Below are 4825 nucleotides of genomic sequence, written 5' to 3' on the forward strand. Positions count from 1 at the left end.
TAGTCAACAGCCCAGCTACGGCTGGGTAATAACGGAATCCCAAAAGCTCCCTGTAATAAGGGGGCTTTTTTATTGGCATGGGGGTTGAGCTGTTGGCAAAGTCCTATCTCGATCCACCACCCGCCACGACGGCGTAAGCCCCTACTCTCGTCGTGCTTTTCAATCCCTTCTACCTGTTCACTACAGCCCAGGTATTGGCTCTTAAGGGCACCGTGCTGTTGCTGCTCACCTTGCTGATCAAGACGATCGCAGGCGTCATCGCCCTTCCTCTAGATGCCTGGACTGACTTGAGCTGGCCTGCCGCCGCAGCGCTGCCAAGTGCTGAGCAGTCCGTTGAGCTCGTTGTTGAGGGATTGCAAATCGGCTATCCGCTGCTGGATTTCGCCGGATTTATCGCGGATCGTGCTTTGCAAGTTGTCGCAGGTGCATACCCCCGAGCGGCGGGCCTCCAGCACGGCGGTGATTGTTGGCAAAGGGATATCGAGGCCTCTTAGGGTGCGGATCAGGGCCAGCTCTCTATGCACCGAGTCATCAAAAAGCCTGTAACGTCCCTCACTTCGGCCTGCTGGCCGCAGTAGACCCTGGTCGCAGTAAAAGCGGATCGTCTTTACAGAAACGCCCGAACGCGCAGCCACCGCACCTATCTTTTGTAGCTCTTTGGCCTGCACCTCTGGCAGCTGCAGTGCAGCCACTTGACTCTCCAGTAGGGGGAGATCACATCATAGGAGTTGTGCAGAACCGCTATCAATGTTTTCGCTGGCAGCATCTCTCTTAATTAGTGCCGTCTGGGCCGCCCCCGTCTTGGCCCAGGGCGATCCCCACCAGCACCATCGAAACCACCACCACCACCACCACCAGCACCAGCACCAGCACCATAAGTCTGCCCCTGCTGCGGCTCCTCACAGCCACAGCCATGAAATCGGCCCAGCTGGCAGCAGCTACGACCTGCTCTGGATCGACGCGATGGTGCAGCACCACACCGGTGCGCTGCGAATGAGTGAGTTTGTGTTCAACATTGGCTCGCCCGGCGTAGGCGCCTTGGCTAACGGCATCTGGCGCGAGCAGGCCCGGGAGATCAAGGCTATGACCCAGTGGCGCAAGGCCTGGTATCCAGAAGCTCCGGCATACCCCGTGGCCCTCAGACCGGGCGGTGATCCCAACTCCATGAGCAACCTGGAGCGCATGGGCGCCGCCCAGATCCAGGCGATGCAGATGATGGACTCCACCCCCACCAAAGCCAACCGGGTGGTGTGGTTTCTCGAGGGAATGATCGCCCACCACGGCGGTGCCCTACAAATGGCCCACGACGCCCTGGAAAAGAGCACCAATCCCACCGTGCGCCGGCTGGCGCGGGAGATCATCGTGGCGCAGCGCTCTGAAATCATCGAGCTGCGCCGCATGCTGCGCCAAGAGGGATTGATCAAGCCGGAGTACGGCCAATACGACGCACTCTTTCGGTTCTGACTCTTTTGATCTGATCGATTCACCATTGATGGATTTCTTCTTCATGACTAGCCGCATGGCCCTGATCGCCCTGGCGCTGGCAGCAACACCGCTGAGCAGCCACGCCCACCCCAAAGGGCTGTTCGACTCCCAGCAGCAGGCCGAGCAGCGGGCTAAGGAGCTCGGCTGCACAGGCACTCACCAGAACAGCGGTAAGTGGATGCCCTGCAGCAATGAAGCAACTATGCATCAGCACCTGCGCCATCACTAATTGTCATGCCTTTTTTGCCTAAAACTCGCTGGCGTCAGCTGCACCGCTGGGTGGTACCAATTGCCGCAGCGCCGCTGTTGATCACCGCTGCAACCGGCTCGCTCTACAGCCTGCTGCTCGATCAGGGAATCGACGCCTTCTGGCTGCTCAAGATTCACTCCGGTCGCTTTGGCCCATTGAATCTGCAGCCCTACTACTCCGGACTGCTGGGGTTATTCACGCTGGTGGTCATTGGGTCCGGCCTAGCTCTGCTGCTTTCAGGCCGCAGGGACATCAGGCCGGCGGCAAGAAACAAGAGCACCAATGGTGCGTAGGAAACATCTGAAGCTTCCATCCGCACGCCGAGCCGCGACGACAGATCGCTTTTGCCACTAATTCGCTTATCCCCCGCGTATATCTGCGGTGTGCTGGTCACACTATGAGCGAACTTGAAGGATTCCACCTCTTCGCAGCCGGTGTTGCCGTACCAAGCAACGCTCTGGTGCGGCTCTGTTAGTTTTTCACCTAGCGCGTCGGCGATCGTCCGCGGCATCCCTGGGTGCGGTTCGATCTCATCGACCCCACTGTCTGCCGGATTGCACGATGGTGACGTGCCACTGGAGAAAGCCAATGGGCTGGTTTGGCCTGGCCGAATTGCTGATCTTGGGCCTCCTGGCCGATGGATTGTTTCGCCGCCTGGGAGTGCCAGGGCTGATTGGCATGCTGGCGGTGGGCCTGCTGCTGGGTCAGTCGGGCCTTGGGCTGCTTGATCCCAAGCTGCTGGCCTTCAGCGGCGATCTCCGCCAGATGGCGCTGGTGGTGATCCTGCTACGCGTGGGTTTCGGACTCAACCTCAAGACGCTCCAGCAGGTAGGGAAGCGCGTGCTGCTACTGGCCTGGATCCCTGCGACGCTGGAGGGGTTCACGATCTCGCTGGTGGCCCAGCCATTGCTGGGCCTGAGCTGGCTGGAGGCGGGCCTGCTGGGTTCGGTTATTGCTGCGGTTTCGCCGGCGGTGGTGGTGCCGCTGATGTTGCGGCTGATCGATGAGCGGCGCGGCACTAACAAAGCCATTCCCCAGATGGTGATGGCGGCCGCCTCCCTCGATGACATCGCCGTGATCGTGGTCAATGGTGCACTGCTTGGACTGCTGGTAACCCGGAGCACCAACATGCCGGTGCAGCTGCTGAAGTTGCCGGTGGGACTGCTTCTTGGCATCGCCGCTGGGGCAGGTCTGGGCTGGCTGCTAATCCGCTGGATCGAGCGCTTTCGCCCCAATGCCAACCGCCAGGTGCTGCTGATTCTGGCCCTGTCGCTGCTGTTACTCCGCCTGCAGAGCAGCATCAACACCTTGGTGCCCTTCACGGGCTTAGGGGCAGCGATGGCCTTGGGGGTGCTGCTGCTGGAGCTGCGCCCAAAACTAGCCCAACCAATTTCAGCCAAGCTGGCCTCAATCTGGGTGTTCGCCGAGCTGGTGCTGTTCACTCTGGTGGGCGCTCAGGTGGATCTGGGTGTGGCCTGGCGTAGCGGCCTGGCTGGGCTGGCGGTGCTTGCGATCGGACTGGTGGCCCGCTGCTTTGGCACGTTGCTCTGCCTGCAAGGCAGCGAACTCAGCGCCGGCGAGCGGCTGTTCGTGACCGTTGCCTACATCCCCAAGGCCACGGTGCAGGCGGCGATCGGCGCCGTGCCGCTGATGGCGATGCAGGCCGCTGGGATGCCCGCCGCTCCGGGCGAAATCATCCTGGCGGTCGCTGTGCTCAGCATCGTGACCACCGCGCCCCTGGGGGCCTGGCTCAGCGGCCTGGTGGCTGATCGGGTACTGCGGCCGGATCGTCAGCGCGGCCCTGGTGAGTGCTCAGGGGAGGCGTCTTCCATCTGTGAAGCCACCGAATCCAGTTGCAGCCACGATTGATCTGCTCTCCAGCGGACTAGCTGGGGCGGCAAGGTTCAGCACCTCTATGCAGCTCATTGGCGGACACCAGGGGTGATGCTGTTCTGGCCTACGGGCAAATCAAAGGAACACGCCTCAAGGTTTGGATCAAGCTCAGGAATTGCATTAGCCGGCGCCCCAGCCAGGATGCGTAACACCGTTGGTGGCGTAATCCGAGAAGGCCGTGGTGACGGCTATTGCATTGACACCGACCTAGGCTAGGCCCGTGAATCAGCGAGCAAGGAAGCTGAAACCGATGCGATGAGAAGGGCGCTGCTGACCTTTGGGAACCCGTTCGCTCTGGCGCTCTACGACAAACAGCAGCGTGCGTTCACCAGCTATACATTTTCATTCACTCCCTGCCACGCCCGGCGCTGGAAGGTCTCACCAAAACCTTTCCCAAGCGCTTCACAGGCGTCTCGGCCCCTACAGACAACGCCAACAGCCTTTTCAAGGTCCGCCTTAGCGGCTATGGCCGGGACAAGAGCACCACTGGTGTGGATGGGGTGCCTTTGGGCTGCTGCAGCCAGCTGCGCCATACCCAGCACGAAGAGCAGGGGCGCTGATTCCCCTGGGGCAACGGCGTCCGCATCGATTACAGCGTTGTCACCACCGTCAGCCTGATGTCCAACGGCCTTGCCTTCAACAGCATCGATGCACAGGCTGGCGGTACTTGGCGGCTGCTGAGATGCCTACTCAATACGAGCAAGCATGCACCCAATTCGTCTGCAGCTTCATCGACTGTAATCAGGGGATCACTGAGGGTAGAGGATAGGAATAATTTGGACACCCGAGGTTATCGAAAGTTGGACTTAGCTTTTGTACCGATAGTGAAGGGCTTGTTAGGCAATGCAATATGAAATGGCGGCAAGGATGTCACTATTTTTGACCCCGTGTTTGTCCCGTAGGGGCCAAATTGCAAATCCTAACGCTACTTCACAACCCGTTTTAGAGTGTCAGAGAAATTGTTCTGCACGCCGTCTAACTTTACAAAGCCAGTGTGGATATGAGTATTGCCGTCGTTACTGAAGACTGTTTCCCATTGGAATTCTACCGCACGGCCATCGGCGAAATTTCCAAAACTTACCCATACAACCTTTCCTGCTTCTATTGAGCCAAGCCCTTGATCGAAGTTGCCGCCGGAATCAACTATGGTAACTCGCAGCCTTTTCTTGGCAGGGTCCCAATAAATGAGTTGCATGC

The 4825-nt window shown here is 59.5% G+C and carries 7 protein-coding genes and 1 pseudogene; 5 read left to right on the forward strand and 3 right to left on the reverse strand.

Translation table 11 applies throughout. The annotated features are described in order from the left end of the window. Positions 1–269: 269 nt before the first annotated feature. Both AC01FP_RS16055 and AC01FP_RS16060 read right to left on the reverse strand, forming a co-directional pair. A complete protein-coding gene (locus tag AC01FP_RS16055; protein WP_474481676.1) occupies positions 270–692 on the reverse strand; it encodes a MerR family transcriptional regulator in 423 nt (140 codons plus the stop codon). A gap of 79 nt (positions 693–771) precedes the next feature. After that, on the reverse strand, positions 772–978 hold the full coding sequence (locus AC01FP_RS16060; RefSeq protein ID WP_474481677.1) for a hypothetical protein: 207 nt from the start codon (positions 976–978) through the stop codon (positions 772–774). A gap of 15 nt (positions 979–993) precedes the next feature. Between AC01FP_RS16060 and AC01FP_RS16065 the strand changes: the two genes are divergently transcribed. From AC01FP_RS16065 to AC01FP_RS16085, 5 genes and pseudogenes are all read left to right on the forward strand, one after another. Further along, positions 994–1464: a DUF305 domain-containing protein gene (locus tag AC01FP_RS16065; RefSeq protein ID WP_474481678.1), complete on the forward strand. Its 471-nt coding sequence runs from the start codon at positions 994–996 to the stop codon at positions 1462–1464. Between the two features lie 28 nt (positions 1465–1492). Next, positions 1493–1714 (forward strand): DUF3721 domain-containing protein, encoded by a 222-nt coding sequence (locus tag AC01FP_RS16070; protein WP_474481679.1) that lies wholly within the window; start codon positions 1493–1495, stop codon positions 1712–1714. 5 nt (positions 1715–1719) lie between these two features. Next, the gene (locus AC01FP_RS16075; RefSeq protein WP_474481680.1) at positions 1720–2028 is read left to right on the forward strand and encodes a hypothetical protein; all 309 of its coding nucleotides are present in this window, start codon (positions 1720–1722) and stop codon (positions 2026–2028) included. A gap of 295 nt (positions 2029–2323) precedes the next feature. Then, positions 2324–3604 (forward strand): cation:proton antiporter domain-containing protein, encoded by a 1281-nt coding sequence (locus AC01FP_RS16080; RefSeq protein ID WP_474481681.1) that lies wholly within the window; start codon positions 2324–2326, stop codon positions 3602–3604. Positions 3605–3856: 252 nt separating this feature from the next. Then, positions 3857–4246: pseudogene (locus AC01FP_RS16085) on the forward strand (Rad52/Rad22 family DNA repair protein); the annotation flags it as partial. A 307-nt stretch (positions 4247–4553) separates the two neighbouring features. Here the strand turns inward: AC01FP_RS16085 and AC01FP_RS16090 are convergent. Next, the coding region (locus AC01FP_RS16090; protein WP_474481682.1) for a hypothetical protein at positions 4554–4825 on the reverse strand (272 nt) is incomplete at its 5' end.

It is taken from the genome of Cyanobium sp. NIVA-CYA 375 (assembly GCF_056108345.1).

Coding starts and splice junctions, on each gene's coding strand:
- AC01FP_RS16075 (WP_474481680.1), top strand. CDS start 1,720: ATGCCTTTTTTGCCTAAAACTCGCTGGCGTCAGCTGCACCGCTGGGTG.
- AC01FP_RS16065 (WP_474481678.1), top strand. CDS start 994: ATGAGTGAGTTTGTGTTCAACATTGGCTCGCCCGGCGTAGGCGCCTTG.
- AC01FP_RS16070 (WP_474481679.1), top strand. CDS start 1,493: ATGGATTTCTTCTTCATGACTAGCCGCATGGCCCTGATCGCCCTGGCG.
- AC01FP_RS16080 (WP_474481681.1), top strand. CDS start 2,324: ATGGGCTGGTTTGGCCTGGCCGAATTGCTGATCTTGGGCCTCCTGGCC.